The organism is bacterium (assembly GCA_004299235.1).
Taxonomy (GTDB): Bacteria; Chloroflexota; Dormibacteria; order Dormibacterales; family Dormibacteraceae; genus SCQL01.
In genome coordinates this window covers 35558-52694 of sequence record SCQL01000003.1, presented here as the reverse complement: position 1 = coordinate 52694, position 17137 = coordinate 35558, and the positions used below count along the sequence as shown (strand labels likewise).

Genomic DNA, 17137 nt, shown 5'->3' with positions numbered 1-17137 from the left:
GACGGGCGGATTCAGCGACGGTGAGGATGGCGATTGGTGGACCGCGGCGCCCCCATGCCGATAACAACGGCGGCCGGCGCAAGAAGGTTCCGGGCGTTACCGGAAGCCTTCGCCCTCGGGCTCGAACAGGTCGTCGCCGGCCAGGCGCCGGGCGAAGCACAGAAAACCCGTGTGGGCGACCATGCGATGCGACGGGCGGAGGCTGCGGCCGCGCACCGTCCACCCCCTCTGCAGGACCTCGAACACCTCGAGCATGCCGAAGCCGCGCACCTCGCGAAGGCAGTCGAAGAAGCGCTGGACCTGGCTGACGTTGGGGCAGTGGGCGAAGACGATCCCGCCCGCCCGCAGCGCGCCCTTGACCGCCGGCACGGCCTGCCAGGGCTCGGGCAGGTCGAGGAGCACGCGGTCCAGGTCGCTCTCGTCGACTCCGGTGTAAACGTCCCCCTGCTTGAGGGTGAGGTTGGGCGGCAGGCCGCCCAGCGTCTCGGAGATCGCCCGCCGGGCCGCTTCCAGGAACTCTTCGCGCTGCTCGTAGCTCACGACCTCGCCGTCCCGGCCCACCGCCCGCAGCGCGGCCAGGGTGAGCGCCCCGGTGCCCGTGCCGGCCTCCAGGACTCGGGCGCCGGGGTGGATGTCCGCCGCGATCAGGATGGCGCCGAGGTCCTTGGGATAGATCGGCTGGGCCTGGCGCTGCCGGCCGGTGACCTGCTCCGCGAACGTCGGGCGGACGGCCAGCAGGCGGGCGCCCAGCTGGGTGGTCACGATCACGCCCTCGGATCGCCCGATCAGCTCGTCATGGGCGATCACGCCCGAGTGGAGGGAGTGACGCTCGCCGGCCTTGAGGCGCACGCGGTGCCGGCGCCCGACCTTGTCGACGAGGAGGATCAGCTCGCCCGGGACCAGAGGCCGTTGCACCAGCTCACCCGCCTCACCCTCCCCGGCCGGCGGGGAGGACACATCCTCATTCACCTGGTTTGCGCACGCGGATCAGGCAGTGCCAGTATCCGTGCCAGAGCTTGCCGTCGCGGCGCTGCGGGTGCAGCAGGGCGCGAGCCTCGCCGGTCGCGCTTTCGATCACTTGCGCCAGCTCTTCTCTCAGCGCGGGCGCGACCGCCATGTTCCCCATCCACGCCTCGTAGTCCCAATCGAGCTCGCGCGCGTGGGCGGTCTCGACCTCGAACCCCGCGGCCTCGAGCCGCTCGCTCCACTCGCCCAAGGTCAGGGAGCGCACGTGCGACGGGTCGCGGCGCACCTCCACCTCGTGGAGCAGGTCGCGGGCGGCGGCCGATGCGGCGCAGTCGACGAACGCCGCATGGCGGCCGGGCTTCAGGACGCGAAACGCCTCGTGAAGGCAGGCATCGAAGTCCCCGAAATGATGCGGCGCCGCCCTCACCGTGTAGAGGTCGAACGTCTCGTCCTCGAAGGGCAGGCGAGCGGCGTCGCCCAGCACCCACTCGGCGTTGCTGACGCCTCGCTCGGTGCTGACGCGGCGCGCCACGTCGAGCATCTCCTTGGTGAGGTCGAGGCCGACGACCCTGCGGACGTGCGGCGCCAGCGCAAAAGCGGTGTTGCCGGTACCGGTCGCGACGTCCAGCGCCAGGTCGCCCGGCAGCGGGCCCGCCAGCTCGAGCACCTCGCGCAGCCGCTCGGGCGCGGTGTGGAAGCTGGAGCGCGAGTAGTTGGCCGCCACCGGGGCGAAGCGGGCGCGAACGTCGTCGGGCACAGCGTGAGTCTAGTTTCGCCGCGGGCCGGGCGCGGGCCGCCGGGCGCGAAGGGCGGCGACCGCCCCCACCGCCAGCACGACCAGGACGAGCAGCATGCCGTACAGCACCGGGGTGGAGCGTATCCACCGTTCGAGGCTGGCGCCGAACACCGCGCCGAGGGCCAGGAAGGCGGCTGTCCAGGCGGCGCTCGAGACGGCGACGCTGATCGCGAAGACGCGGTACCGGAGCTGAAGCACGCCGGCCGCCACCGTGAGCGGGACGCGCAGTCCTGGCACGTGGCGGCCGAGGATCAAGGCCCATGGCCCCCAGCGCCTGAACCAGAGCTCGGCGCGGTCCATGCGTCCGGGGGTCAGGTGGAGAAGGGTCGCCAGCCGGTGGTCCAACAGGCGCCTGCCGAACCGCCGCGAGATGAGGTAGAGGTTCGTGGCTCCCAACGTGACCGCCAGGACCATGCCGAGCCAGGCCACGGCCAAAGCCGGCACGTGGTGTGGCACATGGTGGCCGACATAGAGGAGGAACGCGTCTCCGGGAATGAACAGGGGGATGCCGGACTCCTCGATGTAGATGAGGGCGAACCCGGCCAGGTAGCCGTGACGCTTGAGCAGCGCGGCGATCGAAACATCCGTTTCGAGGGCCTGGCCTGCCGCGTCGTGCTCGACCAGCAGGGCCATGGCCACGACGACGCCGGCCAGCAAGGCCGCGCCGGCGAGAATCCGCCAGCGCACCGACGGGCGGCGCTCCGATTTCCCTGGCTCCACCACCGGGCTCACGCGCGATAGAAGTCGATCGCGAGCTTGGCTCCGATCAGGATCAACGCCACCCCGGCCACCGGTTTCAACCAGCCGATGCGCTCGATGAGCGCCGAGCCGATCAGCGTGAACACCAGCAGGCAGCACGCGGCCAGGAGCACTCCGCCAGCCAGAACCGGGAGCCGGTGCGGCGCCGGCACGTTGCTGGCCACCGACGAGATGGCTAAAGCGTTGTCCAGCTGCAGGGCCACATCGGTGAACGCGATCAGCAGAACCGAGACCAGGATGCTCTTCATCACGGCGACCTCCAACTCTTAATTCGAGTAGAGGTCTTGCCGCGGACATGCTGTCCGCTGCGGCCCCGGGCATTGCTGCCGTCCTGACGGGGCCAGCGGGAGTGGCTACTCCCCCCTACGTTCCCTCCAGCATACCCGGTGTCACGCGGATTCATCCGCGAATCCGGGCAGGTGACGTCGGTTTCGGATTATGGTTCCAACGTGGCGAAGGCGATCGCGAAATGGAGCGGGCACAAGGTCAAGTTCGACATCGACTCGGAGTCCGGGCACACGGCAGGCATCGATGAGCCGCCGGTGTTCGGCGACGACGCGGCGATGCGGCCCACCGAGATGCTGCTCGGCGCGCTCGGCGGCTGCACCGGCCTCAACGCGGTCCTGCTGCTGAAGAAGTTCAAGCAGCCGTTCCGCTCGCTGGAGGTCGAGGTCGAAGGCGAGCAGGACAAGGAATGGCCCCGCGCCTTCAACAAGATCGAGCTCACGTTTCACATCGGCTGGGATGGCCAGTACGACAAGGAGCTGGTGGAGCAGGCGCTGGACATGGCGTGCAATCGCTACTGTCCGATCCACGCGACCCTGTCACACGGGACCAGCATCGAACACCGCCGCAAGGACGCCCGCTAACGACCTTTCTCAAGACATCCCTAGAATTAATGGCGTTCCCCAAAAGCCCCCTGTTTACGTGTGAGGCCGCTACGGAAACTTGCTCGAAAGCTACGTCCCACTGCTGATCTTCGTCCTCATCGTCCTCGGGCTCATCGGAGCGCTGGTGGGCCTGAGCTTCGTCCTCGGACCGAGCAAGCCTCACCGCACCAAGCTGGCCCCGTACGAGTCCGGGATCATCCCCGAAAGTCCGGCCCACCGCCGCCTGTCGGTCCGCTTCTATTTGACCGCCATGCTCTTCATCATCTTCGACGTCGAGGCGGTGTTCTTCTACCCGTGGGCGGTCCTCCTCCGCCAGCTCAAATGGTTCGGTCTGATCGAGATGCTGGTCTTCATGGGCATCCTGCTCATCGCCCTCGCGCACATCTGGCGCAAGGGAGGCCTGGAGTGGGAATAGAGGAGCTCGCCGAGTCCCTCGGCCAGAACGTTCTGACGACCACGCTCGGCAAGCTGGTCGGCTGGGGCCGCGGCAACTCGGTATGGCCGGCGCAGTTCGGCCTCGCCTGCTGCGCCATCGAGATGATCGCGACGGCGACCGCCGGCGTCGACATCGCCCGCTTCGGTTCGGAGGCGATGCGCGCCTCGCCGCGGCAGTCGGACCTGATGATCGTGTCCGGCCGCGTGTCGCAGAAGATGGCGCCGGTGCTGCGCACCGTCTACGACCAGATGCCCGAGCCGAAGTGGGTCATCTCGATGGGCGCGTGCGCCTCGACCGGAGGCGTCTTCAACAACTACGCACTGCTCCAGGGCGTGGACAAGATCGTCCCGGTCGACGTCTACGTCCCGGGCTGCCCGCCGCGGCCCGAAGACCTGCTGAACGCGCTGATGATCCTGCAGGAGCGGATCAAGGCTCAGGGAATCTCGCCGCGCCAGTGATACGGGCGGCCGGGGGACTACCCCCGCACATGACTGAAGAGCTGGTCGTCGACCGGGGCGAAAGCGCGGGCGACACGTGGGTGACGGTGCCCTCCGCCAGGATCAGAGAGGCGCTCGCCGGGCTCAAGGCGGACGGTTATCGCCTGCTGGTGTTCCTCACCTGCGTCGACCACCTGGTCGACCGGTCGCGTGAGGCATGGCCGGGCCGCTACGAGCTCGTCTACCAGCTCCGCGACCTCCAGACCCGCGACCAGATCAGGGTTCGGACCTTCGTCGATGGCGACCGGCCCCAGATCGACTCCGTCCACGACCTCTTCCCACCCGCCAACTGGGACGAGCGGGAGACCTACGACCTGTTCGGCATCGTCTTCAGCGACCACCCCGACCTGACGCGCATCCTCATGCCCGACGACTGGGTCGGCCATCCGCTGCGCCGCGACTACCCGGTGGGCGGCGAGGTCGTGGAGTTCTCCGCGGAGCACGAAGCCTGGCAGACCGCACCGGAGGACGCATGAGCACCCCCGAGGGCGTGACCATCACTCACACGGGCGAGAAGGGCGCGTTCGGCGGCGAGCTGCTGACCGTCAACTTCGGACCCCACCATCCTTCGACCCACGGCGTGCTGCGGCTCATCGTCGACCTGGACGGTGAGCAGATCCGGCGCGTCAAGCCGGTGATCGGCTACCTGCACACCGGCATCGAGAAGCAGATGGAGGCGCTGCGCTGGCAGCAGGGCGTGGTCGTCACCGATCGCCACGACTACTTGTCCCCGCCCATCAACAACCTGGCCTACGCCCTCGCGGTCGAGCGGTTGATGGGCGTCGAGGTGCCGCCTCGGGCGCAGGCGCTGCGGGTGATCATGTCCGAGCTGACCCGCCTCTCCTCGCACCTGGTTTGGATGGGCACGAGCGGGCTCGAGCTGGGCGCGATGTCGATGCTCATGTACTGCTTCCGGGAGCGCGACACCATCCTCGACATGAATGAGGAGATCTCGGGCTTCCGCATGCACACGTCGTACATCCGGCCGGGGGGCGTCATGGCGGACGCGACGCCGCGATTCCTGGAGATGCTCGACGCGTTCCTCCGCATCATGCCGGGTCGCGTCGACGAGTACGAGGACCTGCTGACCATGAACCCGATCTGGCGCTCGCGCACCATCGGCATCGGGCGGCTGTCGCCCGAAGACGCGAAGGTGCTGGGCGCGAGCGGGCCGATGATCCGCGGCTCGGGCATCCCCTGGGACATTCGCAAGGCGATGCCGTACTCGGGTTACGAGAACTACGACTTCGAGGTCGCGACCTCGAACGACTGCGACTGCTACGGGCGATACCTCGTGCGCATCAAGGAGATGCGGGAGGCGGTCAAGATCCTGCGCCAGGCGCTCGACAGGCTGCCGGACGGGCCGGTCAACGTCGACGACCGCAAGATGCTGCCGCCCCCGCGCGAGGAGCTCGAAACCTCGATGGAGGCCGTCATCCACCACTTCAAGCTGTTCACCGAGGGCTACTCCGTCCCGCCGGGCGACGTTTACGTCGCGGTCGAGTCGGGCCGCGGCGAGAACGGGTGCTACGTCGTCAGCGACGGCACCCACAAGCCGCGGCGCGTGAAGTTCCGCTCCGCGTCCTTCGTCAACCTCCAGGCGCTCGAGCGCATGGCGCTCAACCACATGGTCGCGGACATGATCGCGATCATCGGCACCGCCGACACGGTGCTGGGCGACGTGGACCGATGAGCGCGCTTTCCGCTCACGTCCTGGACGAGATCAAGGCCCTGCCCGCCCGCTACCCGCAGCCGCGATCGGCGGTGATGCCGGCGCTCGACCTCGCCCAGGAGGAGCTCGGACACCTGACGTCTGAGGCGATGACCGAGGTCGCGGGCGCGCTGCAGCTCGACCCCGGCTACGTCCAGGGCGTGGCGACGTTCTACACGCTGTTCCACCTCGAGCCGGTCGGCCAGCACCGGTTCTACATGTGCACCAACCTCAGCTGCACGCTGCGCGGCGCTGAGGACATCGTCGAGCACCTGCGCGGGGCGATCGGGGTGAAGGCGCCGGGCGAGGTGTCGGGCGACGGGCTCTTCTCGTACGAGGAGGTCGAGTGCATGGGGGCGTGCGAGTACGCGCCGATGCTGCGGCTCGACCACCGCTACCACTACGACCTGACGCGGGAGAAGATCGATCACCTGGTGGCCGAGCGCCGGTCTCCTCGAGCCGACGCCGTCTCCGAGAGCGGGCCGGAAAAGCCCAAGCGCGCGCCACGAAGGAGGGCTCCCAAGCAAGATGGCTGAGCAGCGCGGGACGGTCGGCGGGCCGGTCTTGACCGCGTGGTTCGCCACGCCCAACCTCCACACGCTCGACGTCTACGAGTCCCTGGGCGGCTACGCCGCCCTGCGCAAGGTCGTCACCGAGATGACCGCGCAGCAGGTGATCGACGAGGTCAAGATCTCCGGGCTTCGCGGCCGTGGCGGCGCCGACTTCTCGACCGCCACCAAGTGGTCGTTCGTGCCCAAGGCCCATCCCGGCCCGAAATACATCGTCGTCAACGCCGACGAGTCGGAGCCGGGCAGCGCCAAGGACCGCTACCTGATGGAGAACTCACCGCACGCGCTGATCGAGGGCGCCGCCATCGCCGCGTTCGCGATCGGCGGTCATCAGGCCTGGATCTACATCCGCGGCGAGTACGACCTGCCGTACGAGCTGCTGCGTGACGCGATCGCGCAGGCGCACGAGAAGGGCTACCTGGGCGAGCATCCATTCGGTTCGGACCATCCGCTCGACGTGCGCCTGTACCGTGGACACGGCGCCTACATCTGCGGCGAGGAGACCGCGCTGCTCGAATCGCTCGAGGGCAAGCGCGCCCAGCCGCGCTCACGCCCCCCGTTCCCGGCCGTCAAGGGCGCCTGGGGGATGCCCACCGCGGTCAACAACGTGGAGACGCTGTCGACGGTGCCGTGGATCATTCGCCACGGCGGCGCCGAGTACGCCAAGCGCGGCACCGAGAAGGCGAAGGGCACGCGCATGGTCACCGTGAGCGGCGACGTGCGGCGGCCGGGCAATTACGAGATCGAGATCGGGGTCACGTACCGCCACATCATCGAAGAGCTCGCGGGTGGCGCCCTACCCGGACGCACGCTGAAGGTCTTCTGGCCGGGAGGCTCATCGGCCAAGGTCCTCCCCGCCTCGATGCTCGACACGTCGACCGACCTGGACGGCCTGAAGGCGCTGGGGACCATGGGCGGCTCCGGCGGGATCATCGTCATGGACGACTCGCACTGCATGGTCAAGGCTGCGGCCCGCCTGCTGCGCTTCTACGCGCACGAGTCGTGCGGCAAGTGCACGCCCTGCCGCGTCGGCACCAACTGGTCGGTGCGAACCTACGAACGCATCCTCGCCAACGAGGGCTCGGAGATCGAGCTCGCGCTCCTCGATCGCGTCTCCCAAGGGCTTCAGAACGGCCGCTGCCTCTGCGGTCTCGGCGATGCCGCGGGCTGGGTCATCGAGTCGACGATGCGGCATTTCCGCGACGAGTACGAGGAGCACTGCCTGCATCACGCGTGCTCGGTCCAAGGAGCGCTGGCTCATGCCTGATACGCCTTTGATCAACCTGACCATCGACGGCCACAAGATCACCGTGCCCCCCGGCACGCTCATCGTCGAGGCGGCGAAGACCGTCGGGATCGAGATCCCCGTCTTCTGCTACCACCACAAGCTCGACCCGGTCGGAGCCTGCCGCCTGTGCCTGGTCGACTTCTCGCCCGGACCGCCGCGCCCGCAGACCGCCTGCACGACGCCGGTCGCGGAGGGCATGGTCGTGCGGACGCAGAGCGCCATGGCCGTGCAGGCCCGCGCCGACATCCTCGAGTTCGAGCTGGTCAACCACCCTCTCGACTGCCCGGTCTGCGACAAGGGCGGCGAGTGCCCGCTGCAGGACTTCACGTTCCGCCACGGCTACCCGACCAGCCGCATCGACGGCCCACGCCTGCATTTCAAGAAGCCCATCCCTCTGTCGGCGAACATCGCGCTCGACCGCGAGCGCTGCGTGCTGTGCTACCGCTGCACGCGCTACTACGACGAGGTCGCCTGGGAGCAGGAGCTGACCGTCGGCCAGCGCGGCGTGGAATCGTTCATCACGAGCCAGTTCGACCAGCCACTGCAGTCGGTCTTCAGCGGCAACATCATCGACCTGTGCCCGGTCGGCGCATTGACCTCCCGCGTCTGGCGCTTCGAGTCGCGTCCCTGGGACCTGACGAGCACCGAGAGCGTCTGCTCGAAATGCGCCGTCGGCTGCAACGTGACGCTGTGGCAGCGCCGCGGGCAGCTGGTGCGCGTCACCTCGCGAGAGAACGACGACATCGACGAGGGCTGGATCTGCGACCGCGGCCGGTTCGACTACACGGATGTCAACGACCCGGCCCGCCTGCGCGTGCCGACCGTGCGCGGGGCCAAGGCGACCTGGGCCGACGCCCTGACGGAGCTCGCCGCCGGGATCAAGGGCAAGGGCCCGAAGCTGGGCATCTCCTTGCCCCAGGACCTGACCAACGAGGAGGCCTTCCTCTTCCGCCGGCTCCTCGACGGCCCGCTGCGCGGCGCCAAGGTGAAGATGCACGGCCGCACCGCGCTGCCGGCTCCGGCGCAGGGCGACGGCGCCCTCCGCATCAAGGACATCGATGACGCGCGCGTGATCGTCATCGTCGCCTCCGACACCGAGACCGACGTCCCGATCATCAACCTGCGGGTCAAGAAGGCGGTCGGCAAGCGCGGCGCCAAGCTCATCGTCATCCATCCCGACGGCGTCGATCTCGACCGCAACCAGCACACCGTGCACATCCGCAACGCGGCGGGTTCGGCGGCGGCTGAGGTGCGCCGGCTGGCCGAGCACGAAATCCTGAAGCACCCCGACGGCCCGGTGGCGATCCTCTACGGCGACGGCCGCGGGACCGAGGATGCGACCGACCTGGCGGCGGCGTGCGGCGAGCTGGCGGCCGCGGTCGGAGGCAAGGCCATGCCGCTGTATCGCGGCACCAACGAGCGCGGCGGCCTGGCGCTCGGCGTCGCCGGCTGGGACTCGCTCGACGGCGTGGAGGCGCTCTTGATCTGGGGCCCGCCTCCGACCGCCGGCGTTCCCGCGTCGGCTCGTTTCGTCGCCGCCTGGGACCACCTGCCGCGGCCCGAGCACCAGGGCGCCGCCGTCCTCCTCCCCGCCACCACGTTCGCCGAGCGGCAGGGCAGCTACACCAACGTCGAAGGGCAGGTTCAGTTCCTGCGCCCGCCGATCGCGGTCCAGCCGCCGCTGAAGGAGTCGTGGGAGGTGCTGTGCGAGCTGGGAGCGGCGCTCGGGTTGGACCTCGAGTACCCTGGCGTCTTCCCCATTCAGCGCGAGATCGCAAGCCGGGTCCCCGCCCTCGCGGCCCTGGCCCAGCCGCCGTCGCCCGAGCCGCTGCCGCCGCCGGTCCTGCTCGGACCCTCCCGCCCGTGAACGACCTCTACAACAACGCGGTCGGCCACTGGGTGATCGTCACCATCGCGATCGCGCTGCTGCTCTTCACCGTCCTGACGGCGACCGCTTACACCGTGTGGTTCGAGCGGGTCGCGCTCGGCCGCATCCAGCGGCGGCCCGGGCCCAACCGTGTCGGGCCGTTCGGCCTGATGCAGCTGGCGGCGGACGGCGTCAAGCTCGCCTTCAAAGAGAGCTTCATCCCGGCCAAGACCGACAAGGTCGTCTACGTCGTCGCCCCCGCGATCGCGGTCGCGGCCGCCTTCTTGTCCTGGGCGGTGATCCCGATCGGCCTCTGGTACGACGTCCAGTACTGGATCGCCGACCTCAACATCGGGATCCTGCTGATCTTCGCCTTCAGCTCCCTGAACGTCTACGCGATCGTCCTCGGCGGCTACTCGTCCAACAACAAGTACTCGCTGCTGGGCGGGCTGCGTTCGGCGGCGCAGCTCATCAGCTATGAGATGGCGCTCGGCCTCGCCCTCGTCCCGACCTTCATGATCGTCGGCTCGCTGCGCCTGCAGGACATCGTCGAGTACACGGTGACGTGGGGTCCCTATCACGGCCCCCTGCCGCTGATCATCCTGACCCCGGTGGGGTTCGTCATCTACCTGATGGCCGCCGTGGCCGAGACCAACCGCGCTCCATTCGACCTCCCGGAGGCCGAGCAGGAGCTGATCGGCGGATTCCTCACCGAGTACTCGGGGCTGAAGTTCGTCATGTACTACCTGGCCGAGTACGTGAACATGATCACGGTCTCCGCGCTCGCCGCCCTGCTGTTCTTCGGCGGCTGGTACCTGTGGATCGTGCCGCCGGTGCTGGCCTTCCTGGGCAAGGTGGTGCTCTTCCTGTTCCTTTACATTTGGCTCCGCGGCACTTTCCCGCGCCTCCGCTACGACATGCTCATGAGGCTCGGCTGGAAGGTGCTGCTGCCACTGGCAATCGCAAACGTGGTCGTCACCGGGATCGTCCTGGTGGCGCTGCAGGGGTAGGGATGGCGGACGAAGAAACCAAGCAGGATCAGCCGGACAACCCGACGCCGCTGCGGCGTCCGGGCGAAGGTGTGCCGCCGCCGCCGCAGGGCGAGCGGCCGGGTGTCGTCAGCGACGTGGTGGCACTCGGGGCCGGCCTGAAGACCACGCTGCAGGAGTTCTTCAGGCCCGTGGTCACGACCATGTACCCGGAGGACAAGACGCCTCGATCGGAACGCTACCGCGGCCGCCACTACCTGCGCCGCTACGACAACGGGCTCGAGCGCTGCATCGGCTGCGAGCTGTGCGCGGCGGCCTGCCCGGTGGGCTGCATCCTGGTGGTCGCGGCCGAGAACACCGACGAAAAGCGCGTGTCGCCCGGCGAACGCTACGCCAAGACCTATGAGATCAACATGCTGCGCTGCATCTTCTGCGGCTACTGCGAAGACGCCTGCCCGGTGCAGGCGATCGTGCTCGGCCCCGAGTACGAGCTCTCGGATACGAGCCGGGAGAAGTTCATCTACACCAAGGAGAGGCTGCTCGAGCCGCTGCCCCCGGACGTGCAGGCGCGGTTGAACGACAAGGCAAGCGGTACGGGGACGACTCCTCCCCACGCCGACCCTCCCCACCGAGCGGGGAGGTAGCCAGAAAACCTTTGGCGCTGGCCATCTTCTTCATCGCCGCCGCCCTGGCCGTGGCGGGAGGCATCGGCGTGATCACCTTCCGCGAGCCGATCCGCTGCGTCCTCAGCCTGGTCGTGGTCATGATCGCCCTGTCGATCCTGTTCCTGTTGCTCAGCGCGCAGTTCGTGTTCGTCGTCCAGATCATCGTGTACGCCGGCGCGGTCATGGTCCTGTTCCTCTTCGTCATCGCCCTGCTCGGCCCGGCTCGCGAGGCGGCGCGGGGTCGCCTGCGCTTCCAGGGCTGGCTGTCGGCGCTGTTCGTGGTGGCGCTCCTGGGCCTCATGTGGGCGATGCTGCAGGGCGTCCAGTACCGCCAGCCGGACCAGGCCGACCTCTCGGTGTTCGGCACCGTGCAGTCGATCGGCATCGCGCTCTTCACCAGCTACCTCTACCCGTTCGAGCTGACCTCGATCCTGCTCCTGGTGGCCGCGATCGGCGCCATCTACCTGAGCCGCAAGGAGTCGGATCGAGGATGAGCGGACTGGACATCGGCGGCTCGCAGCTCGACACCTCGTGGTTCCTCCTGCTCGGCGCCATCCTCTTCGCCATCGGCGCGGCCGGGGTGCTCGTGCGCCGCAACCCGCTGGTGATCCTCATCTGCATCGAGCTGATGCTGAACGCGGTCAACCTGACGCTGATCACCTTCGCGCGCCAGTTGCAGAACATCGAGGGCCAGCTCTTCGCGCTGATGGCGATGACCGTCGCCGCGGCTGAGGCCGTGGTCGGCCTGGCCATCCTGGTCGACATCTTCCGCGTGCGCGACGTCGAGGACGTCGACGACCTCAGCGAGCTGAAGGGATGAGCGCCAGCCAGCTCGCGCTGCTCATCCTGCTCCTGCCCGCGGCCGGCGCCGCCATCCTTGCCATTCGAGGCTGGCGCCTGCCGCGCATCGTCACCCAGATCGTCGGCCCCGGCGTCGTGTGGGCGGCGTTCGTGTGCACCCTGGTGCTGTTCATCAACAAGGCCTCGGGCGACTTCACGTACTGGACCTGGATCAAGAGCGGGTCCCTGGAGGTCCCTTTCAACCTGCTGGTCGACAACCTCTCAATCTTCATGTGCCTGGTCGTCACCGGGGTGGGCGGCCTGATCATCACCTACTCCGTCGGCTACATGGAGCACGAGGACGACCCGAGCTACGCCCGGTTCTTCACCTACATGGACGTCTTCATCTTCTCGATGCTCCTGCTCGTCCTGGCCGGGAACTTCGTCTTCCTCATCGTCGGCTGGGCGATGGTCGGTCTGAGCTCCTACTTCCTGATCGGATTCTGGTACCAGCGCCGGTCGGCGGTGCTCGCGGCGCGCAAGGCCTTCGTCATGAACGTGGTCGGCGACGGCGGCATGATCCTGGGCGCCTTCGTCCTGTTCGCCACCTACCACGCGATCACGTACGCCGGAGTGTTCGCGAGGGTGAATCCGTGCTCCGGCGGCCGCCTGTGCGCGGGAGGATTCGATTCAGGAACCCTGGAGCTGGCCGCCTTCCTTCTCCTGCTCGGGGCGATCGCCAAGTCCGCGCAGCTCCCACTCCACACCTGGCTGCCCGATGCGATGGAGGGGCCCACCCCCGTCAGCGCCCTCATCCACGCCGCGACCATGGTCACCGCCGGCGTCTACCTGGTCGGCCGGATGCACCCCATATTCGACATCGCGGTCTACGCCCACGGGGCGGTGGCGATCGTCGGCGCGGTGACCGCGATCTTCGCCGCCACGATCGCCATCGTCCAGGTCGACATCAAGCGCGTGCTGGCCTATTCGACCATGAGCCAGATCGGCTACATGTTCCTGGCGGTCGGCATCGGCGCCTACTCCGCCGGCTTCTTCCACCTCATGTCCCACGCCTTCTTCAAGGCGCTGCTGTTCATGGCCGCGGGCAACGTCATCCACGCCATGCACGACGAGCAGGACATGCGCAAGTACGGCGGGCTCTGGAAGCAGATGCGCCCCACCTCGATCTCCTTCCTGGTCGGCTCGCTGTCACTGGTGGGCGTCATCCCCTTCGTCGGCTTCTTCTCCAAGGAGCAGATCCTCGGCGCGGCCTTCTCCAAGCCCGACGACTCGCTCGCCCTGGCGGTGTGGGGCATCGGCTTCGTCACCGCCCTGATCACGGGCTTCTACACCGGCCGTATGTGGTGGATCGCGTTCTGGGGCAAGCCCTCACCCGAGCGCCCGGTCGAGCACCCGCATGAGGCCCGCCCGGTGATGATGGTCCCGGTCGTCATCCTGGCCGTCCTAGCCACGGTCGGCGGCCTCATCCAGACCCGCGCGCTCGGCACCGGCCCGTCGGCGGTATCGGACTACCTGGCCTCGGCCGTGGGCAGTCCGCGCTGGGAGGGCGGCACGTCGGAGGTCGTGGTGACGGCGGTGACCGTGGTCCTGGCCGCGCTGCTCTTCCTTCTCGCCTATCGCATCTACATCCAGCGCTCCTGGAAGGCCTGGAGCGCGGCCCTGCCATGGGCGCAGCGGCTGCTCGAGCGCAAGTACTACTTCGACGAGATCTACGACGCGGCCTTCGTCCGGCCGATGGACGCGGCCGCCGATGCGGCGCTGCGCGGCGTCGAGCTGCCGGTCATCGACGGCGCCGTCGTCGGCACCGGCCAGGCGACCGCGGCCGGCGCGTCCGGCCTCAGCCTCACCCAGAGCGGCTACTTCCGCAACTACGTGCTCGTCTTCGTCGGCGGGGCCGTCGTCGCCGCCGTCCTGATCCTCGTGAGGGCGGGCTCATGACGCTCACCGTCATCTGGCTGCTGCCCCTGGTCGGCGCCGCCCTCATCGCCTTCATGCCGCCGCGCTTGGCCAAATGGCTCGGCGTGGTGGTGGCGCTGGGCGCGCTCGCCGTCGCCGCCTTCGTCGCCTTCTCGTTCGCGCCTGGCTATCGCGGCTACCAGTTCACCGAGGTGGTGCCCTGGATTCCGCAGCTGCGCGTCTTCTACCGCCTCGGCGTCGACGGCATCAGCCTGTGGCTGGTCGTGCTGAACGCGTTCTTGACCGTGATCGGGATCCTGGCCACCCCGGCCTCGAGCCGCAACTCAGGCCGCTTCGTCGCCCTGATGCTCGCCATGTCGGCCGGGCTCGCGGGCGTGTTCATGGCCGTCGACCTCGTCCTCTTCTACGTCTTCTGGGAGGCGATGCTCATCCCCGCCTACTTCATGCTCTGGCTCTTCGGCGAGGGCGAGCGGCCGGGACGCGCGGCCCTGAAGTTCGTGCTCTTCACCCTGGCCGGCTCGCTCCTGATGCTGGTCGGCGTGATCGGCGAGTACATCGTCACCGGCAAGCAGACCTTCAACATCGCGACCCTGTCGACGCTCGCCCCCTCACCCGCGCTCCAGTTCGGCCTCTTCTTCGTCTTCGCGCTGGCGTTCGCGATCAAGACCCCGCTGTTCCCGTTCCACAGCTGGCTGCCCGACGCCTACGCCGCCGCGCCCACGCCGCTTCTGGTCACGTTCGCCGGCGTCATGGGCAAGGCGGGCGCGTACGGCTTCCTGCGGATCGCGGTGCCGCTGTTCCCCGAGCCCGTGGGCTGGTGGGACTGGCGATGGGTCGTGCCGGTGCTGGCGGTGGCGGCGATCATCTGGGGCGCGCTGATGGCGATCGCCCAGCGCGACATGAAGCTGCTGGTCAGCTACTCCAGCGTCAGCCACATGGGCTTCATCGTGCTCGGCATCTTCGCGCTCAACGTCCAGGGCCAGCAGGGCGCCATCCTGCAGATGGTCAACCACGGGATCATCATCTCGGCGCTCTTCCTCCTGGTGGCCTGGATCGCCGACCGCACGGGGACGCGCGACCGGGCCGCGTTCGCCGGCCTGGCGCGACGCATGCCGGTGATGGCGGGGGTGTTCATCGTCGTCACCCTGGCGGCGCTGGGCCTGCCAGGCCTCAACAGCTTCGTCGGCGAGTTCATGACCCTGCTCGGCGCCTGGCAGCTCGCGCCGGTCCTGGCGGTGGTCGGCGCCCTGGGCCTGGTGCTGGCGCCGGTCTACATGCTGCGGCTGTTCCAGGGCACCATGCAGGGCGTGCCGGAGGGCCCGGTGCCCAAATCGGACATCTTTGCCGGCCAGCTCGCCCTGCTCACGCCGCTCATCGTCCTGATGTTCGCCATCGGACTTGACCCCAACGTGCTGACCAACCTCATGACCTCGGTCGCCCAGGCCGGGCTGGCGCACTGATGGCCGGACTGTGGCTCCATGGCACGCCCGCGATCAACCTCGACTACTCGTGGTCGCAGGCGCTGGCCGACCTCGGCCAGATCGCCCCCATCGCCACCCTCGCGGGGTTCCTGCTGTTCGCGATCGTGACCGACCTCGTGCTGCCGCGGAGGCGGCGCGGGGGTGCGGTCGCCATCGTCGCCGCGACCGGCTTCACCTACTCCCTCGGCGTCGCCCTATATCGCTGGCTCTACGGCCAGGGCGGCTACGCGTACCACAAGATGGCCACCGGCGACAGCTTCGCCCTCTTCTTCGAGATGCTGTTCGCGATCCTCGGCATCCTCACCGTGGCGGTCTCCCACTCCTACCTGCGGCGGCGCAAGATGCTGGAGGCCGAGTTCCACATCCTCATCGTCGCCGCGGTCATCGGGATGATGGTGCTCGCGTCCGCCACCTCGCTCTTGAGCGTGTTCCTCGGCCTCGAGCTCGTCTCCATCGCGCTGTACATCGCCTGCGGGTTCGCGCGCGGCGAGCACCGCTCGCAGGAGGCGGCGGCCAAGTACCTGCTGGTCGGCGGCTTCGCCAGCGCCTTCGTGCTGTACGGCATGGCGCTGGTCTACGGCGGCGCGGGCACGACCCTGATCCCGGACATCGCGACGCGTCTCGGCTCCTCGGCCGCCGGCAACCCTCTGATCCTCCTCGGGATCATGCTGATGGGAGTGGGTTTCGCTTTCAAGGTCTCGGCGGCGCCCTTCCACATGTGGACCCCCGACGTCTACCAGGGCGCACCCATCCCGGTCACCGCCTTCATGTCGGTGGGGACCAAGGCGGCCGCGTTCGCGATGATCGTCCGCGTCTTCGCCGGCGGGCTCCCCCACCTCGCGCCCGAGTGGCAAGTGGTGCTCGCCTTCGTCGCCGCCACCAGCATGGTGGTCGGCAACCTGATGGCGATCGCGCAGTCCAGCTTGAAGCGGCTGCTCGCCTACTCCGGCGTGGCGCAGGCCGGCTACATCCTCATCGGCGTGATCGCGGGCGGCCAGAGCGGCCTGGCCGCGGTCCTCTACTACCTGTTCATCTACATGTTCATGAACTTCGGCGCCTTCGCGGTCATCACCCTGCTGGCCGGGAGCGACGGCGACCGGGACCGCTTCTCGGACCTCGACGGCCTCTACCGGAGAAATCCGCTGATGGCGATCCTCATGACCGTGTTCATGCTCTCGCTGGCCGGTTTTCCGCCCACGGTCGGGTTCTTCGGCAAGCTGTTCCTATTCACCGCCGGGATCGGCGCCGGCTACACCTGGCTCGTCGTGCTCGCGGTGCTGATGAGCGTCGTCTCCGTCTTCTACTACGTGCGCGTGCTGATCCCGGTGTGGTCGGCGTCGACCCGGACCGACCGGCTCGACGCCTCGATCAGCAGCACCACGGCGATCGCGCTCAGCGGCGTCCTGTCGCTGGTGCTCGGCCTGTTCCCGGCCACGCTTTTGATCGCGGGCCAGCTGGGCGCGATCCCGATCACCGGCCCGTAGCCCCCGAAGGGTCGCGGATGC

General features: G+C 68.5%; 19 protein-coding genes. 15 read left to right on the top strand and 4 right to left on the bottom strand.

Annotation, left to right across the window (positions count from 1 at the left end; translation table 11 throughout):
- Positions 1-96: 96 nt before the first annotated feature.
- The 4 genes from EPN29_01805 to EPN29_01790 are packed head-to-tail and all read right to left on the bottom strand — an operon-like array spanning position 97 to position 2769.
- Complete coding sequence (locus EPN29_01805) at positions 97-969, bottom strand: tRNA (adenine-N1)-methyltransferase (protein TAN34796.1); 873 nt, start codon at positions 967-969, stop codon at positions 97-99.
- Entirely contained in the window at positions 962-1690 is a 729-nt protein-coding gene (locus tag EPN29_01800; protein ID TAN34824.1) for a methyltransferase domain-containing protein, read from the bottom strand. The genes EPN29_01805 and EPN29_01800 overlap by 8 nt, the downstream gene beginning before the upstream one ends.
- Before the next feature lie 42 nt (positions 1691-1732).
- Positions 1733-2494: a DedA family protein gene (locus EPN29_01795; GenBank protein TAN34795.1), complete on the bottom strand. Its 762-nt coding sequence runs from the start codon at positions 2492-2494 to the stop codon at positions 1733-1735.
- Positions 2491-2769, bottom strand: coding sequence for a hypothetical protein (locus tag EPN29_01790; GenBank protein TAN34794.1), 279 nt, complete (start codon positions 2767-2769; stop codon positions 2491-2493). Before EPN29_01790 ends, EPN29_01795 begins: the two co-directional genes overlap by 4 nt.
- A 138-nt stretch (positions 2770-2907) precedes the next feature.
- Between EPN29_01790 and EPN29_01785 the strand changes: the two genes are divergently transcribed.
- The 15 genes from EPN29_01785 to EPN29_01715 all read left to right on the top strand — a co-directional run bounded on the left by EPN29_01785 (position 2908) and on the right by EPN29_01715 (position 17116).
- A complete protein-coding gene (locus EPN29_01785; protein ID TAN34793.1) occupies positions 2908-3390 on the top strand; it encodes an OsmC family peroxiredoxin in 483 nt (160 codons plus the stop codon).
- A gap of 79 nt (positions 3391-3469) precedes the next feature.
- Positions 3470-3826, top strand: coding sequence for an NADH-quinone oxidoreductase subunit A (locus EPN29_01780; GenBank protein ID TAN34792.1), 357 nt, complete (start codon positions 3470-3472; stop codon positions 3824-3826).
- The gene (locus tag EPN29_01775) at positions 3733-4305 is read left to right on the top strand and encodes an NADH-quinone oxidoreductase subunit B (protein ID TAN34791.1); all 573 of its coding nucleotides are present in this window, start codon (positions 3733-3735) and stop codon (positions 4303-4305) included. The genes EPN29_01780 and EPN29_01775 overlap by 94 nt, the downstream gene beginning before the upstream one ends.
- 29 nt (positions 4306-4334) lie before the next feature.
- The gene (locus EPN29_01770) at positions 4335-4820 is read left to right on the top strand and encodes an NADH-quinone oxidoreductase subunit C (protein TAN34790.1); all 486 of its coding nucleotides are present in this window, start codon (positions 4335-4337) and stop codon (positions 4818-4820) included.
- A complete protein-coding gene (locus EPN29_01765; GenBank protein ID TAN34789.1) occupies positions 4817-6037 on the top strand; it encodes an NADH-quinone oxidoreductase subunit D in 1221 nt (406 codons plus the stop codon). Before EPN29_01770 ends, EPN29_01765 begins: the two co-directional genes overlap by 4 nt.
- A complete protein-coding gene (locus EPN29_01760) occupies positions 6034-6591 on the top strand; it encodes an NAD(P)H-dependent oxidoreductase subunit E (GenBank protein TAN34788.1) in 558 nt (185 codons plus the stop codon). The genes EPN29_01765 and EPN29_01760 overlap by 4 nt, the downstream gene beginning before the upstream one ends.
- A complete protein-coding gene (gene nuoF, locus EPN29_01755) occupies positions 6584-7891 on the top strand; it encodes an NADH-quinone oxidoreductase subunit NuoF (GenBank protein ID TAN34787.1) in 1308 nt (435 codons plus the stop codon). The genes EPN29_01760 and nuoF overlap by 8 nt, the downstream gene beginning before the upstream one ends.
- Complete coding sequence (locus tag EPN29_01750) at positions 7782-9779, top strand: 2Fe-2S iron-sulfur cluster binding domain-containing protein (protein ID TAN34786.1); 1998 nt, start codon at positions 7782-7784, stop codon at positions 9777-9779. Before nuoF ends, EPN29_01750 begins: the two co-directional genes overlap by 110 nt.
- The gene (nuoH, locus tag EPN29_01745) at positions 9776-10789 is read left to right on the top strand and encodes an NADH-quinone oxidoreductase subunit NuoH (GenBank protein TAN34785.1); all 1014 of its coding nucleotides are present in this window, start codon (positions 9776-9778) and stop codon (positions 10787-10789) included. The genes EPN29_01750 and nuoH overlap by 4 nt, the downstream gene beginning before the upstream one ends.
- 2 nt (positions 10790-10791) lie before the next feature.
- A complete protein-coding gene (gene nuoI / locus EPN29_01740) occupies positions 10792-11412 on the top strand; it encodes an NADH-quinone oxidoreductase subunit NuoI (GenBank protein TAN34784.1) in 621 nt (206 codons plus the stop codon).
- A complete protein-coding gene (locus tag EPN29_01735; GenBank protein TAN34783.1) occupies positions 11220-11927 on the top strand; it encodes an NADH-quinone oxidoreductase subunit J in 708 nt (235 codons plus the stop codon). Before nuoI ends, EPN29_01735 begins: the two co-directional genes overlap by 193 nt.
- Positions 11924-12253, top strand: a complete 330-nt coding sequence (nuoK, locus tag EPN29_01730) for an NADH-quinone oxidoreductase subunit NuoK (protein TAN34782.1) — start codon at positions 11924-11926, stop codon at positions 12251-12253. Before EPN29_01735 ends, nuoK begins: the two co-directional genes overlap by 4 nt.
- Positions 12250-14172 (top strand): NADH-quinone oxidoreductase subunit L, encoded by a 1923-nt coding sequence (locus EPN29_01725; protein TAN34781.1) that lies wholly within the window; start codon positions 12250-12252, stop codon positions 14170-14172. Before nuoK ends, EPN29_01725 begins: the two co-directional genes overlap by 4 nt.
- Positions 14169-15611, top strand: a complete 1443-nt coding sequence (locus EPN29_01720) for an NADH-quinone oxidoreductase subunit M (GenBank protein ID TAN34780.1) — start codon at positions 14169-14171, stop codon at positions 15609-15611. Before EPN29_01725 ends, EPN29_01720 begins: the two co-directional genes overlap by 4 nt.
- Entirely contained in the window at positions 15611-17116 is a 1506-nt protein-coding gene (locus EPN29_01715) for an NADH-quinone oxidoreductase subunit N (GenBank protein ID TAN34779.1), read from the top strand. Before EPN29_01720 ends, EPN29_01715 begins: the two co-directional genes overlap by 1 nt.
- Positions 17117-17137: the final 21 nt, after the last annotated feature.